This is a genomic window from Enterococcus sp. DIV1368d (assembly GCF_050542975.1).
GTDB classification, from domain to species: domain Bacteria; phylum Bacillota; class Bacilli; order Lactobacillales; family Enterococcaceae; genus Enterococcus_D; species Enterococcus_D casseliflavus.
In genome coordinates this window covers 2,098,494-2,114,448 of sequence record NZ_CP172939.1, presented here as the reverse complement: position 1 = coordinate 2,114,448, position 15,955 = coordinate 2,098,494, and the positions used below count along the sequence as shown (strand labels likewise).

The window sequence follows — 15,955 nt, the reverse complement described above, 5'->3', positions numbered from 1 at the left end:
TAGAGAACACCTGAAAATAGCAAGACAAGCTGAACCCTCATGAAATACAGCCGGTAAAACGGATTCATTCAAATAGCTCTATGAATTGAGGAGACTACAATAAAAGGAAGTATCGTACATGAAGAACTATTCGGAAATTGCTTTGAACACATTATTTGAGCGCTATGACTACTTATGCAAAGAAAAAATTTATCACGGAAAATGGTCCTATGACATCGGGGTCGTTTTACAAGGTGTGAAAGAAGCCTATGAGCAAACTGGTGACAAACGCTATTTCGACTATATCCAAAACACGATGGATTTTTATATTGACGAAGACGGTTGTATCAAAAACTATCAGATGGATGCGATGAATATCGATTACATCAATAATGGCAAATGTTTATTCTTACTATACAAAGAAACAGGTGCTTCAAAATACAAGATCGCCTTGGACACGCTGTATCAACAATTACAGCAGATGCCAAGAACAAGCGAAGGCGGGTTCTGGCATAAAAAAATCTATCCTTATCAAATGTGGTTAGATGGCTTATATATGGGGGCCCCATTTCTAACAGAATACGCACTGACATTTGAGAAAGAAGAAGCATTGGAAGATGTAATCAAGCAATTCACCTTATGCTTTACTCATACCCTAGATCCAAAAACGGGTCTTTTGTATCACGCGTGGGATGAACAAAAAGTCCAGCCGTGGGCAGATCCTGAGACCGGTTGTTCAAAAAATTTCTGGGGACGATCAATGGGATGGTTCATGATGGCTCTCGCAGATACGATGGTGCTATTAGGGGAATCAGAGCAGAAGAATCCATTAGAAAAAATGTTTGTCTCCTGTCTAGAAGCTCTTGCTAAAGTAAGAGATCCCCAGAAAAAAGTGTGGTATCAAGTCTTAGATAAAGGCAGTGAGCGTGGGAATTATTTAGAAGCATCCGCTTCTTCAATGATTTGTTACGCAACAGCGAAAGCAGTCAAAGCAGGGATCATCGATCAAAAATGGCAAGTGTTTGCCCAAGAGACCTATCAAGGATTGCTTGATGAGTTTGTCTTTTTAACAAAAGAAGGCTGGTTGAATCTGATCAGAAACTGTGAAGTTGCTGGTCTTGGTGGCCCAGATGATCGGGATGGTACGTTTGTTTACTATATCAGTGAACCCGTTATCACAAATGATTTCAAAGGATACGGTGCCTTTTTACAAGCGAGTTTACTGCTGCAACCACTAATGGAGGAAGGAAGCAAGAAATGAATATCCAATTGACTACAGCTGATTTACAAGAAAAAGAAGGTCTGTTGACAGAAGCGATTCAAGAAAAAATTGATGAATTGCATCAACAAGGAGGAGGCAGAATCACTTTTTCCGCAGGACGCTATCCGACAGGAGCGCTCTTTTTAAAAAGTAATATTGAACTGCACCTACTATTGGGGGCGACCCTAGTATTTTCTGATGATCCCAAAGACTATCCCGTCGTCGTGTCTCGCTGGGAAGGGGTCAAACGGGAAGTTTATGCCTCTTGTTTATATGCCGAGAATGCGGAAAATATCGCTGTCACAGGATTAGGAATGCTTGATGGACAAGGGCAAAGATGGTGGAAGACCTTTCGGGAAAACCGTGAACAACTTGCTTATCCACGACCTAAATTAATCAGTTTTGACTCTTGCCAGCAAATTACGTTGAAAGATATCCGTCTTGTCGATTCACCAAGTTGGACCGTCAATCCGATTCTTTGCCAAGATCTAACGATCGATAATCTTCGCATCAAAAATCCAGCGGATTCGCCAAATACGGATGGGATCGATCCTGAATCTTGTAAAAATGTCCGCATCAGTAACTGTCATATCGATGTTGGCGATGATTGTATCGCCATCAAATCAGGAACGGAGGACACCAAAGAACGGGTCGCTTGTGAGAATATCACGATCGTAAATTGCCATATGCTTCATGGGCATGGGGCAGTCGTTCTAGGTAGTGAGATGAGCGGCGATATTCGTAATGTCACCATCAGTAACTGTATTTTTCAAGATACTGATCGTGGGATTCGGTTGAAATCCCGTCGGGGACGTGGCGGAACGATCGAAGATATTCGAGTGAATAACATTGTGATGGATAATGTTATCTGTCCATTCACTTTAAATCTTTACTATTTCTGTGGACCGAAAGGCAAAGAAAAGTATGTTTGGGATAAAAATCCGTACCCGATCACCGAGGAAACCCCTCATTTTCGGAGAATCCATTTTGCAAATATCTCGGCTCGGAATGTTCATGCGGCCGCTGGGTTTGTTTATGGCTTGGCTGAACAATTTATTTCAGATATCACTTTCCAAGATATTGCTGTTTCTATGGCTGAACACCCAATTCCTGGAAAACCTGCGATGATGACAGGTATCGAAGAGATGACAAAACAAGGCTTTTATATTGGCTGTGGACGGAATATTCAGTTTGATCGTATCAATTTGGAAGGCGTAACTGAAGCGTTCCATATCGAGAATAGTCGGGAAATCACCGTCACACAATCATTTGAGAATCGTCAGCCTCTGGCATTTCAAGGAGATTTTTTGTGAGGGATCCTCAGTTACTACAGCTGCTAGGTCCTGATATGAAAGTTGCACCACAAGTGGTTCAGCAAACAAAAGAGCAAGTGCAAAATTATACCTTGGAACATTTACTTCTACGATTAAATCAAGAAGAGGATGTCCCTGCATACTTTGCTTATCCTAGCTCTCAGCAACCTGTTCCACTCGTTTTGTTCAATCATTCTCATGGCGGCGACTTCACGATGGGGAAAGAAGAACTACGACAAAGTCCGTGTTATATGCAAAAAGAAAGCCTATTCGCGACATTTATGAAGTTGGGCGTCGCCGTTGGGGTGATCGACATGTGGGGCTTTGGCGAACGAAAAAACGGTGAGAATGATAGCTACAAGCGGTTTCTGTTGCATGGCAAAACATTATGGGGACAACGAATCTATGATAACCAACAGTTTTTGACCTATCTTGCTTCCCGCAAAGAAGTGAAACATTCCGCTATCGCCACATTGGGACTTTCTATGGGCGGCTTGATGAGCTGGTGGTTGGCAGCGCTTGATGAACGGATATCAGTGGTGGTGGACATGGCAGCACAAGTGGACTATCAGGCATTGATCGAAGAGGACTGTCTAAGCAAACATGGGTTTTACTATTATGTTCCTAATGTGTTGAAAGACTTTACGACTGTGGCGATCCAAAAACAGATCGCACCACGCCCGCGTTTGAGTTTGGTTGGCAAAGAGGATCGTGGCTGCCCCTCAAGCGGCGTCGCTCGTTTGGATCAGCAGATCGGGCAGCATTATGAAGCAATAGGCTACAAGGAGAATTGGCAGGCGTGTTGCTTGCCAGGCGGTCATGAAGAAACCAAGGAGATGAGAGCGCAGTGGATCGAATTTCTAAAACAGCACCTCCTATCAAGCTAAAGGTTAGTAAAGAGCCGCAAAAGGGTGATTTTACGAGTATCCAAGCAGCCGTGCTGGCTGCTGAAGCCTTAAAAGCACCTTGTGAAATCACGATCGCCTCTGGCGTGTATCAAGAACAGGTGAAAATTTATAAAAACCAGCTTACGTTGATCGCGGAACCTAACACGTTCTTATGCTACCACTTGGCTGCCGAGCAAACCGATGAAAAAGGGCAAAAAAGAGGAACGTTTCAAACAGCGACGCTCTTTATCAATAGCCGAGAAGTCTTTGTAAAAAACCTGACCATCATCAATGACGCAGGGTATGGGCAAGCAGTCGGGCAAGCAGTTGCCGTCTATATCGAAGGGGATGACATTCGCTTCGAACGCTGTCATCTCGATGCTTTTCAAGATACCTTGTGCCTGGGTCCATTGCCAAAATATACCAAAGAAGGCGAACCAATGATCAGTCCTTGGCGAAAGACAATCTTTGACCAACAACAGAGTTTGTTTTTGCATTGCAGAATCAGTGGAACAGTCGATTTTATTTTTGGCGGTGGTTCCGCCACCTTTGAAGAGTGTCACTTGCATTGTAAAAATACACCACAAACGAACTACATTACTGCTGCCTCAACCAGCAAACAAGCAAGCGGGTTAACCTTCGATCGGTGCCGAGTGACAGGGGACAAAGCCTATTACTTAGGCCGTCCTTGGCGTAATGACGCCAAAGTCACCTTTTTATCCTGCTGCTTTGATCAACAGCTCGCCCCTTGCGGATGGTCTGATTGGGGAAAAACAGCAAGCCACCAAACGGTCACATTCACGGAGCGAATGTGTTGTTACCAAAGAAGTCCCCAACGTCCTGAATGGGTGACTCTTGAAGGAGTGATAGAAAAATGAGCAAGGCAAAATGGTCTGGCTGGATCGGGATGGTTCTCGCTCTGGTGTTTATGGGCGGCTTTTCCTTGGCGATCAATCAAATGACTGTCCAGCAGTTCGAAGAGATCTTTCAACGTGCGTTTCCCACTATACTGAATCAAATGACGGCAGAAGCAGCATTGGCGCAATTTCAAACACTCGGCGCTTGGTTTGGCTTCACGCTGTTGGCACTCCTGATATTGGTTTCAGTGGCGACGATGCTTGTTCGCTATCGTAATTATCGAAAGCAATCTTGTGCTATTTATTTTTTGACTGGTGTCGTGACATTGATTGGTAGTCAAATGATCGCTTTTCCGATTGCCTTTTGTTTCTTTTTAGCGGTGGGTTTTTGTTTTCTCCATCGCGATGACGGACACAAGAAAAAAACAGCGGACGCAGTCAGCAAACAAGGAGGGGTTGCATGAAGGCAATAATCAATAATCCGATTTTAAGAGGGTTTCATCCTGATCCGAGTATTTTAAAAGTCGAGGATACTTATTATTTAGCGGTTTCTTCCTTTGAGTGGTTGCCAGGAATTCGGGTCTACTGTTCTCAAGATCTAGTCAATTGGTCCCATGAAACAGATATTCTGACCAATCAAGTGGATTTATTAGGCAACGCAGCAAATTGCAGCATTTGGGCACCGCAAATCAGCTACGCAAACGGACAATACTATTGTGTCTATACAAATGTTCGCAACACGACACGCCCCTTCAAAGACTGTCGAAACTATCTCATCACGGCTCCTACCATTCATGGGCCATGGAGTGAGCCCATTTACTTAAATGGTAGTGGCTTTGATCCGTCCTTGTTTCATGATCAAGAGGGGCGTATCTGGTTACTGAATGCGCTTTGGGATTATCGTAAGGATACACCAAATAAATCGGTGGGGATCGTGCTCCAAGAATACTCTGAAGCACAAGGGTGCTTGATCGGTGACAGAGTGCCAATTTTTTCTGGAACCCAGCTGGCGAAGACTGAAGCACCGCATCTTTATTACCACAATGAGTGTTATTACTTACTGACGGCAGAAGGAGGAACGGGTGCAGGTCATGCGGTAACAGTTTGTCGTAGTAAAACCATCACTGGACCTTATGAAGTAGATCCGCATTTTCCCATGATGCGTGCCTATCAGCGCGAAGATTCCCCTTTTCAATGTACAGGTCATGGCAGTTTGACGATTGCGCCATCAGGAGAATGGGTCATGAGCTATTTGATGACTCGGCCAGTAGAAGGGGCAGCGATCCTTGGACGAGAGACAGCACTCCAAACTGTCTATTGGGATCACGAAGGATGGCTGCGTCTTAGCAATAACGATACGATCCCAGATCAAACCATCAGGCTCGCTAGCGACGCTCAGAAGCAAAGGGCATCACCTGCTGTTTTTATTGATGACTTTAAAGGATCGTTGCAAAAAGCATGGAACGGTAGACGATTGCTGCCCAATGAAGAGTGGTGCAATCTGAGTGAGCGACCAGGGTATTTGCGATTGATCGGCGGAGAATCGATGCAATCGAACTTTCATAAGCACTTATTGGCGATTCGTCAACAAGACTTTTGTTTTGAAGCTGAAACAGTGATGGAATACCACCCCCAATCGTTCAATCAGATGGCTGGATTGTCGCTTTTCTTAAATGAAGAAAACTATTTGTTTTTCTACGTAACCTATGATGAAAAAGAAGACAAGGTCCTTCGGTTGCTGCGGTGTTGTGAAGGAGAATTTCACTTGTTCCCAGATAAATTGCCCCTCGCTGCTGCAAGTGAGCCGATTGGATTGAAAGTAGTCGGTTCTTATCTAGAAGCCCAATGGTTCTATCGGCAATCACAAACGTGGCATCCCTTTAAAAAGCAAAGCATCCAGTTCTTGTCTGGTGGTTTTACGGGGAATTTCATTGGAATCAGTGCCCATGATTTAGATCACTTTGGCAAAAGCTATGCCGATTTTGAATATTTTACGTATCAAGGGAAAGATCCGCTCGATGATGGCTCCCTAAAAATAGAGAAAGAAGGTTAACAAATGAAAAAGTTGAAAGTTGCAAGTTTATTATTATGTGCTGGACTGTTTTTAGCAGGCTGCGGCGATGGTGGAGGTTCACCTGAAGGACCAGAAAGCGAAGGGAAATCAAGTATTTCGTGGATGGCGATGCTACATACTGCTTCCCCACCATCTGGAGATGTCACGCAAAGGTTAGAAGAATACACAGGGGTCGAGATCGACTTTACGTGGGTGCCAGATGCTTCAAAAACAGAACGCTTGAATGCAGCATTGGCGTCGAATTCTTTAGCAGATATCGTTAGTCTGACAGAAATCAATAACACAACCGTCCGCAGCTCACTCGCATCTGGAATGTTCTGGGATGTGGAACCCTATTTAGAAGAGTTCCCGAATTTGGCAGAAATTTCCGAAGATCGGTTAGAGTCTTCTCGAATTGATGGTCGAATCTATGGTGTTCCGTTTTTAAAACCGATCGCTCGTTATGGCGTCCTTGTCAGAAAAGATTGGTTGGATAATTTAGGCTTGGACGTGCCATCGACATTAGAAGAATTAGCTGCTGTCGCCCAAGCCTTTACGGAAGATGATCCAGATGGAAACGGTGCGGATGATACGGTTGGTTTCGTAGAGCGTGATGAGTCCTTTAACGTTGGGTTCCGTTCACTTTCAGGTTACTTTGGTGCAGACAATTGGTTTACGATCACGGATGATGATGAAGTGATGCCATCTTTTATGCAACCAGAATACAAAGAAGCAATGGAATGGTTCCGTAATATCTATGATAACGGCTGGATGAATTCTGATTTTGCGGTAATGGCGAAAAATGATCAGAAGAACTATATCGTTCAAGGTCGTGGTGGGATCGTATTGAGTGGTTTGCAAGAAGTACGTAACTACATTGATGATGCAGCTGGTACTGATGAAGAGCATATGGAATGGGTCTTGATCAATGATATCGTCCATGAAAACGTGGAACGTCGTATCCTTTCTGATACCAATGGTGGAATGGGCGGCTGGTTAGCCATTCCGAAAAACAATGTTGAAACCGAAGAAGACTTACGTGTTGTTTTGAAATTTATCAATGATTTGATGGACGAAGAGCCGTTTACGTTGATGACGCAAGGGATCGAAGGTGTTCATTATGAAATTGATGATGAGGGTGTCTATGTCCGTTTAGATGATACGAAGTGGCAACAAGAAGTACAACCATTTTCTTCGTCTCGTCCATCAGAATTAGTAACAGTTTTCCCTTCAAGCAACCCATATGTCAACTTAGCCAATGAAAAGATTCGCGAAAATGAAGAGTTTGCGGTGATCAATCCTGCACAATCGCTGACCTCTGAAACCTATGATCGTTCATGGTCAAGCTTGATTGAAGGAATCTCAGACGCTTACTACCAATATATGACTGGGGAAATCGAGATCGATGGGTTTGATACAGCGATCGAAACCTTCTTAAGAAATGGTGGACAGCAAATCATTGACGAGTTCACGGAAGACTATCGTTCACAACAATAAAGGTCACAAAAGGTTCTGATCATCTATTGAGAAGAAATGGATGAAGTGAGGAGCCGCTACTGCTGAAAGATTTGAAGACCAAGACCAGTTGAAGTGATTCGCTGCTTGGTCTTCTTTTTGCTTCAAAAGCAGTGAAGAAAGGAGAAGCTATGTTTCAACTAACTGTTCGGGGTCATGATTTAAAGAATTATGGATCCCCAGAAGAATTAGCGCAAAAAATTGCCGCCCAAAACATTCATAACATTCAATTTGCATTAAATAAATCCTTCACGCAATGGGCAGAGCCAGAGCAATTAAGCCCTGGTTTAGGCCGCTTTTTCAAACGAGTTTTTGGTCAATCTCACGTTCAGGTCGCTTTATTAAGTTGTTATTGTAATCTGATCCATCCTGATCTGGAAAAACGGGAAACGATTTTATCCAGATTCGAGACCTATCTCGCACATGCCAAATATTTTGATGCAGCTATGGTCGCAAGTGAAACTGGTTCGGTTTTGCCAAATATGGGGTATACCGAGGAAAATTTTAGTGACGTCGTTTTCGATGATTTGGTTCAGGTGATCAAGCGTTTGGTCCAAGTGGCTAAGAGACATCAAGTGATGCTAGGAATTGAAGCAGGCTTGAATCATCCACTATCATCGATCGACCGAATCGAAGAATTGCTGGAACGGGTACCCTCTGACTATTTAGGGATCATCTTTGATCCAACCAATCTGATTACTGCGAAGAACTATCAAGAGCAAGTCGCATTGACAAGGGAAGCTTTTTCTCGCTTTGGCGATGCCATCGTTTGCTTGCACTTGAAAGATTATCAAGTAATCGATGGGAAAATCAAGGTAGTCCCATTGGGAGAAGGAATGATTGATTATCAACAACTATTGGCCATCACCGCTGAATACAAGCCATATTGTTATGTTGTGTTAGAAGGGACGACCGAAGAAGCGATGCAGCCAGCCATTTCACTGATTGAAGCACTGAAAAAGTGAGCGAGTTGTCTTTGATTGTGACTGATGAGGAACTGCTTTGTTTCTAGGAATCACGGGAGATCACGGAGTCCTTTCCTCAGCAAGCAAATTTATTTACTTACTAAAAGTTAGTGTTATACTTAAAGATACAAGTGAATTTAACTGTTTAGAAAAGAGGAAATAGCGATGACAATGATTCAATCCACCTATCAAATCGATGCAACAGCCGCAATTGGCAAAGTCGTTTTAAAAGTAGCAAACATAGAAAAAATGAGCCAGTTTTATTCGGACGTGATCGGCCTGACTTTATTGGAGCAAAGTGTAGATCACGCGCGATTAGGCGTGGGAGCGCAAGAGCTTTTAGTTCTAGAGAAGGTGAGTGATCCGTTGCCTTTGACACGGAAAACAGGCCTTTTCCATACGGCGTTTCTTTTGCCTAGCCGTAAAGACCTAGGAAATATGCTGATTCATTATTTGGAAGCCAAAGCTCCCCTCGATGGTGCCAGCGATCATGGATATAGTGAAGCGTTATACCTGACCGATCCAGAAGGAAACGGGATCGAAGTGTATCGTGACAAACCGATGAGTGAATGGGATATTCGAGCAGATGGTGAGATCGTAGGCGTTACTATCGAAATGGACGCGCAAGGCGTGCTGGGAGCCGCTGACCGATCTCAAACGACCTTTCCAGTTGGCACCACGGTGGGGCATGTCCATTTGAAAGTGGCGGACTTGGCAAAAACAGAAGAATTCTACACAGAAGTTTTAGGCATGCGTTTGACGTCAGATTTTGGTAGCCAAGCAAAGTTTTTTGCTGCTGGTTCGTATCATCACCATATCGGATCGAATATTTGGATGGGAAGAAATGTTCCAGCTATGGAAGAACAGGATCTAGGCTTAGCGTACTTTACGATCGTTTTGCCAGCTTTGGCTTTTTCTACGTTACGAAGTCATCTCAAGGCAAGAGGCGTTTCGTATGAGTTAGAAACAGACAGCCGCTTGCATTTGACTGATCCGAATGGGATCAATCTGATCATCGAAAGAAAGAATCAGCCTTAAGATGGAGGTTTTTTCATTCATGAAATGAGAGAATAACCTATAATCAAGTAAAAGGAGAGCAAGCATGAAAAAAAACGGGGCGGGACAATCACTATTTCTAGCATTATTGATCAGCATGGGCTTATTTTTCTTTGTCCAAGGGAAACAGTTAATAGAAAGTGGGGCGTCTCCTGTGATTTTTATTGCTTTTTCGGCTTTTGCAGGAATTATCGGAGTTGGTGTCTATGGTCTTCAAGCAATAATGAAGCAGCATCGGCGCAAAGCCATGGTACCAATCAAAACCAAAAAATAAAGAAACCGGCCAATCTTAAACAGGAAGATTGGTCGGTTTTTTGTTTAAGCTAAGACAAAATGGGGAATTGGGGTCTCGTCCCCTACATACTAATTTTCCATGTTTTCAATCGCAAATTCGATCTCATCAGGTAAGAAGCCGTTCCCTTCAAGATGAGCAGCCATATTTCTTTGACGGATCCCTAACACCCGACGGGATTGATTGGCGCGTCCTAAAGCATGGCGATACCAATCTACATCTAGGGTTTCTAGTGCCCATTGTGTTTCCTCCGCAGTAAAACCTTCTGTTTCTAACAGTTCTGCCATCTCTTGTTTTGAATAAAAGCGACGATTTCCTTGCGCTCTAACGAGGAAAAAGGCTTCACGTTCTCGTTCTGTCGCATTGTTTTCGCGCTCATAGCGTGCTGCTACAGTCGGGGCGAGATGAAACCCTGCTAAAATCGTTTCCTCAGTCACTTCGTTATCAAACACGTAGGTTCTGAACTGAAAACGATTGTCGTTTTCCAGTTCAAGCCATAGTGATTCAACCAGAAATCGATAACCGTATGGAATCGTTTCATAAACAGCATCGGCAATTTCGTAAAAATAAGCGGAAACGGCTTCGTAAGGAGTCATTATCTCGGGAACGATTTCCGTCGTTTGTCCATTAAACAAAGTGATTGCGGAAGGGTAGGTCTCACCAGCATTTGTAAATGTGAGAATCCCCACTGGCTCATGTTTTGTTGAAAAGACATTCATGGTCACACCGTTCGCCAAATCAATCGCACTCTGCCACTCGATTTCTTGGTCATCGCTTTGTTGGTGTAAGTGTTCAAGTGTATCAGGTGTCAAACCAAGTTTTTCTCGTGTATCTTCATTGATTTCTTCTTCATCGGCAAGTGGATTGTTTGCTCCAGCGGTCACTAGTGCCAAATCCTCTTCGTATTCGTTGAATAATTCTTGCAATTTTGCTCGTCTACTGACGATGATCGGGCTTTCCTCATGGATGGCAAGTAAGGCTTCGATACGGCCATTGCGAGCGGCAACCCAACTGGGCATATCCAGATAGCGAGCTTCGATCGCTTCTTGAGCGAGTGCGATCATTGTTTCCGTGTTTTCAATGAATGCCGCCTTGTGTTTTGAGTTGCTATTGACCTGGTCTAGAAAGGCCAATTCTGCTTCTTTGCCTCGAATCATCAGTTCGAGATTTTCAATACTTAAATCATAAGTAAGATTTTCTGCATGATAGGTATGTTCCCAACCAGCATCTAAAGCGGCACCGATGCGTTCAGAAAGTTCCTCAGGGCTTGCTGAATTTATCGTCCCACATCCTGAAATCAGGGACAGTATTAGTAATAAAGGCAACAAAACTTGTTTTTTCATTTTTCTCCTCCTCGTGAGACTCTAGTAAACCTCGCCAATTTGTACGAATGAACGCATCAGAGCACTTTCTTGGGTATAAACATAGCCACAATATAAGGGACATCAACTGACCCCCAAAGTTAGACCAAAAAACCTAACTTTTTGGGGTCACTCCAACAGCATATGGGCATCGCGATGCCCTTTTCTTCGCTAGCTTTTAGTTACCTATGTTTGTCATCGCGTAGTCGATTTGTTCTTCTGAAAAGTCTTCAAAAGTCAATAACCGGCGAATGTTGTCAGGAGGAAGACTCATCAAGGAATGGTAACTATTTGCTTTCTTCAACGCCTGCTCGTTCCAATCAATCGTGAGCTGATCAACTGCCCATTGTGCATCATTATGGGTAAACCCTTCAAATTCTAATTGTTGTATCAATCGTGCACGTGAGAAAGCCATGAGGTTCGTATAGGATTCGGCACGAGCGATCGCTCGTCTTTGTTCTGAAGATCCTTCATTCTCGGTCTGAGTTTGTTCGTCATTGTTTTGCTCTTGCTGCAAAGCCGTAGCTGCTTCTTGTTTGGCGTTTGCTTCTTGAAGCTGTTGATACACGGTAGTGACCATGTCTTGATCAATGTCATGATCAAAGCCATAGGTCATCACCGCCAGCTGATGTTCATCAGAAGATTGATCGAATCGATTCATAAACATCATTGATTCACGAGGAATATTTACGGCGAGCGCTCGTAAAATCGTTTCATAGAAAGCAGCTTTTTGCTCGTCGGCAGTTTCCCGATTCAGAACAGTAAACCCAGATGCGTACTCCTCATCGGGCATCGCAAAAACGAAGACGTCAACATTCGTTTCGCTTGTGTGGTAAACGGTGGCAGTGAGTCCATCGTCAAGTTCGATTGTGCGATGAAGAGTAAGCGCATCTTCTGTGAGCTGCTGAAGCTGCTCGATATCGTCTGCCAAAAGCCCCAGCTTTTCCCGCGGATCGGCTTCAGGAATCGTTTCGTTTGCTACCTCTAGTAGACTGTTGAGGTTGTCTTGATTACTGAGAATGATAGGGCTCCGTTCATGAATCGCAGCCAGAGCTTGGCTATAACCAATGCGGGCAGCAAACCAAGCAGGGACATCGATCCGACGCTCCACTAACGCTCGTTCAGCGGTTGCCATCAAATCAATCGTGTGGCTGATCAATTGCTGAAGGTCTTCGTCGGAAGAATCAAGTTCTTCCAAAATAGCCAGTTCGGCTTGGCTGCCTGCAATCAGCAATTCTAAGGTCGCTGGTTGATAATAGGCCCAACCCGTTCCAGACTGGTTTGTATATTCCAGTCGTGCGTCGATGCCAAGCGCAACGGTCTCTGACAGTTCTTCATCTGCCTTCGTGCAGCCGATAAGCAAAATAACGAATGACAATAGGGTGATCAGTATTCTTTTTTTCATTAGGCTCCTTCTTTCTATCGAAAGTAACTGAGAAAACAGTCGGCAGAGGTTGGTTCATCTGGGGGAAGGAGGGGGGCAGGTGAATGGAAAAAATGTTGAAAAGATTTCCATCACAAGTTCATTCAAGCAATTGTTTCTGATACGTTAATAAGAAAAAACGGAACATTGAACTGGTTTTCATTAATACCTGTTATATTATTCATTTTATATGAAAAATATCACTAAATGCAATGATAAAAGGATTTTTATTGGATTTTTTATCTTTGGGAAAGGAAGGTTACTCTCAACTTTTGAAGAGTAGGTACTCAAGAGCAAAGCGATCGAGGGAATTCATTAAAGGATCGCCAAGGGGATCTTTTGCGCAAACAAAAAACAGCTTCCCACAATGGGGAAGCTGTAAGGATGCGGAAAATGGGATTTGAACCCACACGAGCGATTGCTCACAAGACCCTCAATCTTGCACGTCTGCCATTCCGTCATTTCCGCAAATACTATAGAAGGAAACGCAGGCTAAGGTAGTTCTGTCACGCCGCGTCTAGAAAATATCTTACCTGATTTTCAGCAGGTTTGTCAATAACTTTTCCAAATGCTATTTGAAAGAATTTTCAGACTTTAGATTGCATTTTTTTCCATAAAAGGTATGCTAAAAGAATGAATAATTATTTTTTTGAGAGGAGAGCAAATGAACTATTTTAAAAACCAACTGGCAAAAGCTGTTAAGCAGAAAGTATTCATCTTCCTACTCATTGGTGCCTTTAGTTTAGGCTGCAGTTTTTCCGTTTATTTGAAACTGATGGAACCCGTCAACTTGCCCGCTACCATTACCGCCGAAAAAGCGGAGGCCTCACGGCATGTTGATCGCTACCAAGCCAATCAGTCGGGCTCGCCTGACCAGCAAGAGGTATATCAACTTTTGCTTGAAAATAATACACTGACCTCACGGCAGTTATCCAACTTGATTATGGAGGAATACGAACGATTTAATCAAACGAGTATTCAAATTGCAGAACTAAAAAAGCAGATTTGGGCGTCTGAAGTTGATGACAAAGCCTTTTTACCGCCTATGTGGACGATCGAACAAGAGCAAACGGTCTATCAAGCATTAGCCGAGCAAGAAAAAGAGCCGGTCCTCACGGCTGCCAATACCCAGACCGCTGTCGCTTTGGCAATAATGCTTTTACTGAATTTTGGGTTCTTCTTTTGGGCTTTTTTTGCCAGTGACAATTTGATAGAAGAAAGAGAACACTTCTCTTTGATTCGCTCGTACCCGCAGATTTTCCCGATACGGATGGTCAGTAAGGTTTTTGTCAAAACGATCACAAATTTAGGAATCTTGCTCGTGTTTTTCTTAGGCGTGTTTCTTTCAATGAGCCTTCTGGGGGAGTTCGGGGATTGGCAGTATCCAGTAGCCGTCTATCTCAATGGGGATTGGGTAGCCTTACCTTTTTGGCAGAGCGTTTTATCTAGTATGGTTTCTTTTGCCTTGCTGATTGGTTTGATCGAATGCTTAGGTTTTGTCATGAACATGGTCGCAGCCAATCGATACGTCTCTTTCTTTTTACTGGTGCTTTTTTATGGATTCGGCTTGATTCCGATGCTGCAAAAGATCCCTATATTACCAGTTCATCTAGCTGCTATGGATAAATTTTATTCGGGTGCCTTTGCTTTGGGCTCTGGCACTTCTTGGGGCGTCTATGCCAGTTGGCTGCTGACGCTGGTGTGGATCTTCCTTTGTTTAAGCATCATGCTCGTTGCAGATAAACAGAATCGCTTGTTGAGAGGAGGCAAAGGATGAAAGACTATTTTTTATTTGAATTACGACAACTCTTAAAGAGCAAGAAAACCATTGGCCTTTTTTGCTTGCTGCTGATCTACAGCGGCGTTTACAGTTTTTGGCAAAGAGACTTTCGCCCGATTGAACGAGTAGATAAAACAGAAATGCAACAACGCTATACCGTGCGACAAGATTTTCTTGATCAACAAGCAGCCAATCCTTCTGACCATTGGTCGGCAATCATGGCAGTCGAAATGTTTACACCATGGAATGAAGCAGAAAAACAACGGTTAGATGCGCTAGCCGATGAAGACTGGCAAGCTTATGCCCAAGGGACAAGTAATTGGTATCAGTTGGCCTTACAGTTTACCGATGAACGAAATGTTTTTTATACACCGGATTATTATACGTTTCAAAATTACTACGCTGGGTATGACGGGCGCTTCGGCTATGCATCAACCGCAAAACTGATGGAGGCTTTTAGCCAGCTGCCCAATAGCAAACTCTCTCAAGCAGTCATGGAGCAAAAAACGGGGGTGCAAGCATTACAGCGAAGTTTTACTGGATATTTACCGACTCTGTTGCTTGCTGTTTCTTTATTTTTGGCGATCGATTGCTTACCAAAAGAACGAAGACATAAATCCCTGTTTCTTTCACTGCCATTATCGACAGAAGAGATCCTTTGGAGCAAAACGGCAGCGTTGATGGTTGGTTCTGCAATCGCAACGCTAGGAACCATGTTCTTTATCTGGTTTGGCTCTGGAATTCAATTCGGCTTTGGTTCCTTGGAACTGCCAGTCACGATTTTATCATCGACCTTTGATGCCCGCTATCCGATCACCGATTTCAATGCTTTTGAGACCCAATCCATCGGTCTTTTTCTAAGTCAATGTTTTCTTGCAACACTTTTCTTGCAGTTTCTTTATTGTCGTGGCATCTTGCTGTTCAGTGCCCTGTTTCGCTCAGAGCTGATTAATCTGCTTGTGGCTGGTTTTTGTTTGCTTTCGCCCTTTCTTTTCCAACGGCGCTGGTTTAGTGCCTACCTTGATAAAACGCTGTATGTCTATCTGTATCAAAATGTGGGACAAGTCCTTTCAGGCTGGACACGCTTTTACTTTGGTTCTGCAGGATTTACGATTGAGAAAGGCTTACTTTTATTAGGCGGGGTTTGGCTTCTGATCGAAATGTGTTTCTTTTTGACGATCCAACGCAAAAAATTTCATTTGGCATAGGAGGA

At 43.6% G+C, this 15,955-nt stretch carries 14 protein-coding genes and 1 tRNA gene; 12 read left to right on the top strand and 3 right to left on the bottom strand.

Going from position 1 to position 15,955, the window contains the following annotated elements; all coding sequences use genetic code 11:
- The first annotated feature begins 118 nt into the window (after positions 1-118).
- The 10 genes from IGJ44_RS09820 (at position 119) to IGJ44_RS09775 (ending at position 10,160) form a co-directional block, all read left to right on the top strand.
- On the top strand, positions 119-1,240 hold the full coding sequence (locus IGJ44_RS09820; RefSeq protein WP_081116627.1) for a glycoside hydrolase family 88/105 protein: 1,122 nt from the start codon (positions 119-121) through the stop codon (positions 1,238-1,240).
- Positions 1,237-2,553 (top strand): glycoside hydrolase family 28 protein, encoded by a 1,317-nt coding sequence (locus tag IGJ44_RS09815; RefSeq protein ID WP_005229941.1) that lies wholly within the window; start codon positions 1,237-1,239, stop codon positions 2,551-2,553. The genes IGJ44_RS09820 and IGJ44_RS09815 overlap by 4 nt, the downstream gene beginning before the upstream one ends.
- Positions 2,550-3,440, top strand: a complete 891-nt coding sequence (locus IGJ44_RS09810) for a dienelactone hydrolase family protein (protein ID WP_081116628.1) — start codon at positions 2,550-2,552, stop codon at positions 3,438-3,440. Before IGJ44_RS09815 ends, IGJ44_RS09810 begins: the two co-directional genes overlap by 4 nt.
- Positions 3,401-4,318, top strand: a complete 918-nt coding sequence (locus IGJ44_RS09805; RefSeq protein WP_086295506.1) for a pectinesterase family protein — start codon at positions 3,401-3,403, stop codon at positions 4,316-4,318. The genes IGJ44_RS09810 and IGJ44_RS09805 overlap by 40 nt, the downstream gene beginning before the upstream one ends.
- Entirely contained in the window at positions 4,315-4,761 is a 447-nt protein-coding gene (locus tag IGJ44_RS09800) for a DUF4064 domain-containing protein (RefSeq protein ID WP_074535208.1), read from the top strand. The genes IGJ44_RS09805 and IGJ44_RS09800 overlap by 4 nt, the downstream gene beginning before the upstream one ends.
- The gene (locus IGJ44_RS09795; RefSeq protein ID WP_074535209.1) at positions 4,758-6,350 is read left to right on the top strand and encodes a glycoside hydrolase family 43 protein; all 1,593 of its coding nucleotides are present in this window, start codon (positions 4,758-4,760) and stop codon (positions 6,348-6,350) included. Before IGJ44_RS09800 ends, IGJ44_RS09795 begins: the two co-directional genes overlap by 4 nt.
- A gap of 3 nt (positions 6,351-6,353) precedes the next feature.
- Positions 6,354-7,847 (top strand): extracellular solute-binding protein, encoded by a 1,494-nt coding sequence (locus tag IGJ44_RS09790; RefSeq protein ID WP_074535210.1) that lies wholly within the window; start codon positions 6,354-6,356, stop codon positions 7,845-7,847.
- Between the two features lie 149 nt (positions 7,848-7,996).
- Positions 7,997-8,830, top strand: a complete 834-nt coding sequence (locus IGJ44_RS09785; protein WP_430605673.1) for a sugar phosphate isomerase/epimerase family protein — start codon at positions 7,997-7,999, stop codon at positions 8,828-8,830.
- A gap of 165 nt (positions 8,831-8,995) precedes the next feature.
- A complete protein-coding gene (locus tag IGJ44_RS09780) occupies positions 8,996-9,868 on the top strand; it encodes a VOC family protein (RefSeq protein ID WP_074535212.1) in 873 nt (290 codons plus the stop codon).
- A 64-nt stretch (positions 9,869-9,932) separates the two neighbouring features.
- Positions 9,933-10,160, top strand: coding sequence for a hypothetical protein (locus IGJ44_RS09775; RefSeq protein WP_005229963.1), 228 nt, complete (start codon positions 9,933-9,935; stop codon positions 10,158-10,160).
- A gap of 89 nt (positions 10,161-10,249) precedes the next feature.
- On the opposite strand, the gene IGJ44_RS09770 is transcribed toward IGJ44_RS09775, so the two are convergent.
- The 3 genes from IGJ44_RS09770 to IGJ44_RS09760 all read right to left on the bottom strand — a co-directional run bounded on the left by IGJ44_RS09770 (position 10,250) and on the right by IGJ44_RS09760 (position 13,430).
- The gene (locus IGJ44_RS09770; protein ID WP_074535213.1) at positions 10,250-11,521 is read right to left on the bottom strand and encodes a hypothetical protein; all 1,272 of its coding nucleotides are present in this window, start codon (positions 11,519-11,521) and stop codon (positions 10,250-10,252) included.
- A gap of 196 nt (positions 11,522-11,717) precedes the next feature.
- On the bottom strand, positions 11,718-12,944 hold the full coding sequence (locus IGJ44_RS09765) for an Ltp family lipoprotein (RefSeq protein WP_074535214.1): 1,227 nt from the start codon (positions 12,942-12,944) through the stop codon (positions 11,718-11,720).
- 403 nt (positions 12,945-13,347) lie between these two features.
- Positions 13,348-13,430 (bottom strand) — tRNA-Leu (locus IGJ44_RS09760).
- 196 nt (positions 13,431-13,626) lie between these two features.
- Between IGJ44_RS09760 and IGJ44_RS09755 the strand changes: the two genes are divergently transcribed.
- Together IGJ44_RS09755 and IGJ44_RS09750 are read left to right on the top strand one after the other, a co-directional pair.
- Positions 13,627-14,739 carry a hypothetical protein gene (locus IGJ44_RS09755; RefSeq protein ID WP_074535215.1) on the top strand — a complete coding sequence of 371 codons (1,113 nt, stop codon included), beginning with the start codon at positions 13,627-13,629 and terminating at the stop codon, positions 14,737-14,739.
- On the top strand, positions 14,736-15,950 hold the full coding sequence (locus tag IGJ44_RS09750) for an ABC transporter permease (RefSeq protein WP_430605670.1): 1,215 nt from the start codon (positions 14,736-14,738) through the stop codon (positions 15,948-15,950). Before IGJ44_RS09755 ends, IGJ44_RS09750 begins: the two co-directional genes overlap by 4 nt.
- Positions 15,951-15,955: the final 5 nt, after the last annotated feature.

Excerpts from the sequence above, each read along its gene's own strand:
- IGJ44_RS09820 (WP_081116627.1), top strand. The coding sequence starts at position 119 with ATGAAGAACTATTCGGAAATTGCTTTGAACACATTATTTGAGCGCTAT.
- IGJ44_RS09815 (WP_005229941.1), top strand. The coding sequence starts at position 1,237 with ATGAATATCCAATTGACTACAGCTGATTTACAAGAAAAAGAAGGTCTG.
- IGJ44_RS09800 (WP_074535208.1), top strand. The coding sequence starts at position 4,315 with ATGAGCAAGGCAAAATGGTCTGGCTGGATCGGGATGGTTCTCGCTCTG.
- IGJ44_RS09795 (WP_074535209.1), top strand. The coding sequence starts at position 4,758 with ATGAAGGCAATAATCAATAATCCGATTTTAAGAGGGTTTCATCCTGAT.
- IGJ44_RS09790 (WP_074535210.1), top strand. The coding sequence starts at position 6,354 with ATGAAAAAGTTGAAAGTTGCAAGTTTATTATTATGTGCTGGACTGTTT.
- IGJ44_RS09785 (WP_430605673.1), top strand. The coding sequence starts at position 7,997 with ATGTTTCAACTAACTGTTCGGGGTCATGATTTAAAGAATTATGGATCC.
- IGJ44_RS09780 (WP_074535212.1), top strand. The coding sequence starts at position 8,996 with ATGACAATGATTCAATCCACCTATCAAATCGATGCAACAGCCGCAATT.
- IGJ44_RS09775 (WP_005229963.1), top strand. The coding sequence starts at position 9,933 with ATGAAAAAAAACGGGGCGGGACAATCACTATTTCTAGCATTATTGATC.
- IGJ44_RS09770 (WP_074535213.1), bottom strand. The coding sequence starts at position 11,521 with ATGAAAAAACAAGTTTTGTTGCCTTTATTACTAATACTGTCCCTGATT.
- IGJ44_RS09765 (WP_074535214.1), bottom strand. The coding sequence starts at position 12,944 with ATGAAAAAAAGAATACTGATCACCCTATTGTCATTCGTTATTTTGCTT.
- IGJ44_RS09755 (WP_074535215.1), top strand. The coding sequence starts at position 13,627 with ATGAACTATTTTAAAAACCAACTGGCAAAAGCTGTTAAGCAGAAAGTA.
- IGJ44_RS09750 (WP_430605670.1), top strand. The coding sequence starts at position 14,736 with ATGAAAGACTATTTTTTATTTGAATTACGACAACTCTTAAAGAGCAAG.